3 protein-coding genes are annotated in these 3054 nt (G+C 74.4%); all 3 read left to right on the top strand.

The genetic code is table 11. The features are described 5' to 3' along the window. Positions 1–1147, top strand: a 1147-nt coding sequence (locus CA984_RS43365; protein WP_086579086.1) for an aminotransferase-like domain-containing protein, incomplete at its 5' end; no start/stop codon positions are given. 116 nt (positions 1148–1263) lie between these two features. Beyond that, positions 1264–2241, top strand: coding sequence for a Gfo/Idh/MocA family protein (locus CA984_RS43360; protein ID WP_086579087.1), 978 nt, complete (start codon positions 1264–1266; stop codon positions 2239–2241). After that, positions 2238–3054: TIM barrel protein (locus CA984_RS43355; protein ID WP_086579085.1), on the top strand; the 817-nt coding region annotated here is incomplete at its 3' end. The genes CA984_RS43360 and CA984_RS43355, both read left to right, overlap by 4 nt.

Genomic DNA, 3054 nt, shown 5'->3' with positions numbered 1-3054 from the left:
GTACCACGGACGCCGCTCCACAACCCCCGACCTGAGCGCCTTCCCGCGTGAGCGGTGGCTCGCCTCGATCAGGCGGGCCCTGGCGACCCTGCCCGCCGACGCGTTGGACTACGGCGACCCCGGCGGAGTCCCGGGCCTGCGCGAGGAGCTGGCCGACTACCTGCGGAGGGTCCGCGCGGCGGACGCCGGCCCCGGCGACATCGTGATCGTGGGCGGGGTGGCCCAGGGGCTGAGCCTCACGGTCCGGGCGCTCGCCGGGCGGCTCCCCGAGGGCCGGGCCGGCCATGACCTGACCTGGTCCGTCGACCGCCCCGCGCATCCCGCGCCGCCCCCCGGCCGGATCCGGCTGGCCGTCGAGGACCCGACCAGCGGGCGCCAGCTCCCGCTGCTCCGCGCGGCGGGGGCCGATCCGGTCGCGGTCCCGGTGGACGGGGAGGGCATGGACGTCGGGGCCCTGGCCGCGACCGGGGCGCGGGCGGTGCTGCTGACCCCCGCCCACCAGTACCCCACCGGAGTGGTGCTCTCCCCCCGCCGCCGCGCCGAGCTGATCGAGTGGGCCGCCGCGACCGGCGCGACGATCCTTGAGGACGACTACGACGCGGAGTTCCGGTTCGACCGCGACCCGGTGGGCTGCCTGCAGGGGCTCGCCCCCGGCCGGGTGGTCCTGGCGGGCAGCGTGAGCAAGTCCCTGGCCCCGGGGCTCCGGCTGGGCTGGGTGGTGGCCCCGCCGGAGATCGCCGAGTCGGTACGGCGGGCCCGCGGCGAGCTGGATCTGGGCTCGCCGGTTTTGGAGCAGTACGCGCTGGCGGACCTCATCGGCAACGGCGGCTACGACCGGCACCTGAGGAGGATGCGCCGGGAGTACCGCGCCCGGCGCGACGCGTTCGTGCGGGCGCTGGCCGAGCATCTCCCCGAGATCAGGGTGCACGGCGTCTCCGCCGGGTTGCACCTGTTCGCCGAACTCCCCGGCGGCTGCGACGAGCCGCAGGCCACCGAGGCGGCCCAGGCGTGCGGCCTCGCCGTCGAGGCGGTGGGCGCGATGCGCAGCACTCCGGGGCCACCCGCCCTGGTCATGGGCTTCGCCCGCCTCCCCGTCCACCGCGCCGACCAGGTCATCCGCGCTTTCGCGGCCGGGCTGCGGCGCTGACGGCGAGGCTCCGCGCCGCAGATGATAGATCGTCTGTATGTCCTGACAAAGCCTTGACGGCTTCCGATCTCTTCGCTTAGAACTGGAGACCATCCGCTATCTCCCTCGGAGGCATGATGCGTGTTGGTCTGCTGGGCCTTGGCCGGATCGGTGCATTCCATGCCGCGACGCTGGCCGCGCACCCCTGGGTCGACGAGCTGGTGGTGGCCGACGCGGACGCCGCGCGGGCGGCCGAGGTCGCCGCCCGGCTGAACGCCAGGGTGGGAGACGCCCTCGACGCCGACGCCGTGGTCATCGCCACCCCCACCGCCACCCACGCCGAGCTCCTGACGCGGGCCTGCGCCCAGGGGGTGCCGGCCTTCTGCGAGAAGCCGGTCGCCGCGGGCGTGGAGGACACGATCCGGGTGCTCAAGGCGGTCAGGCGGAGCGGGACGGTCGTGCACATCGGCTTCCAGCGCCGCTTCGACGCCGGCTACACGGCCGCGCGCGAGGCGCTGCGGAGCGGCGAGCTCGGCACGCTGCACCGGGTCCACATGATCACCGGCGACCCGGCGCCGCCGGCCCCCGACTACGTCCCCATGTCCGGCGGCATCTTCCGGGATTGCCACATTCACGACTTCGACATCCTGCGCTGGGTCACCGGCCGCGAGGTGGAGAGCGTCTACGCGACCGGCTCCAACCGGGGCGAGGCGTTCTTCGCCGAGGCCGGCGACGTCGACAACAGCGCCGCGCTGCTCACCCTGGACGACGGAACGCTGGTCACCCTGCAGGGCTCCCGCTACAACGGCGCCGGCTACGACGTGCGGATGGAGCTGGCGGGCACCCTGCGCACCCGGGCGGTCGGCCTCGACCCGCGCACGCCGCTCACCAGCGCCGAGGGACTGCAGCCGCCCGGCGAGCCGTGGCCGGACTTCCAGGCCAGGTTCGAGGCCGCCTACATCGCGGAGATGGGCGCGTTTCTCGGCGCCGCACGCGGGGAGACGGACAGTCCCTGCACAGTCGAGGACGCCCTGGCCGCGCTCTACCTCGCGGAGGCCGCCGAGCTCTCCAGGCACGAAGGACGTCCGGTACGCACAGCGGAGGTAATCAGTTGAAGACGGCCGGTGCCCCCATCTCCTGGGGTGTCTGCGAGGTCCCCGGCTGGGGGCGCCAGCTCGACCGCTCCCAGGTGCTCGCCGAGATGCGGGAGCTGGGCCTCACAGCCACCGAGCTGGGACCCCAGGGCTTCCTGCCGCCCTCGCCGTCACGCTGCCGCTCGCTGCTCGACGGATACGGCCTGCGCGCGGTCGGCGGGTTCGTCCCCGTGGTGCTGCACGACCCCCACCACGACCCGCTCCCGCAGGCCCGGGCCGCCATGCGCGCCTTCAGGGACGGCGACGTGGAGGTGGTCGTGCTGGCCGCGTCCACCGGCGGCGAGAGCTACGACGCCAAGCCCGCCCTGGAGGCGAGCGGCTGGAAGACCCTGCTGACCAACCTGCGCCGGATCCTCAAGAACGCCAAGGAGTTCGGCCGCACCGTCACGCTGCACCCGCACGTGGGGACCATGGTGGAGAACCCCGAGGAGGTGGACCGGGTGCTCGACGGCAGCGCGGTCCCGCTCTGCCTGGACACCGGCCACCTGCTCATCGGCGGCACCGACCCCGCGGAGCTGGTCACCCGCGCCGCGGACCGCATCGCGCACGTCCACCTCAAGGACGTCGACGCCGCCCTCGCCGAGCGGGTCCGGTCCGGCGAACTGTCCTACACCGAGGCAGTGAAGGCGGGGATCTACCGCCCGCTCGGCCGCGGCGACGTGGACGTCCCCGGCATCGTCGCCGGCCTGGGAGCCGCCGGATACGCGGGCTGGTACGTCATGGAGCAGGACGTCGTCCTCGGCCCCGGCGACGACGCCGGCCCCAGGGAGAACG

The sequence above is a fragment of the Streptosporangium minutum genome (assembly GCF_002149035.1).
Lineage (GTDB): Bacteria > Actinomycetota > Actinomycetes > Streptosporangiales > Streptosporangiaceae > Streptosporangium > Streptosporangium minutum.
This window is presented reverse-complemented; position numbering and strand designations above follow the sequence as displayed.

Bases quoted from the DNA above. Each gene is read 5' to 3' on its own strand.
- CA984_RS43360 (WP_086579087.1), top strand. From the start codon at position 1,264: ATGCGTGTTGGTCTGCTGGGCCTTGGCCGGATCGGTGCATTCCATGCC.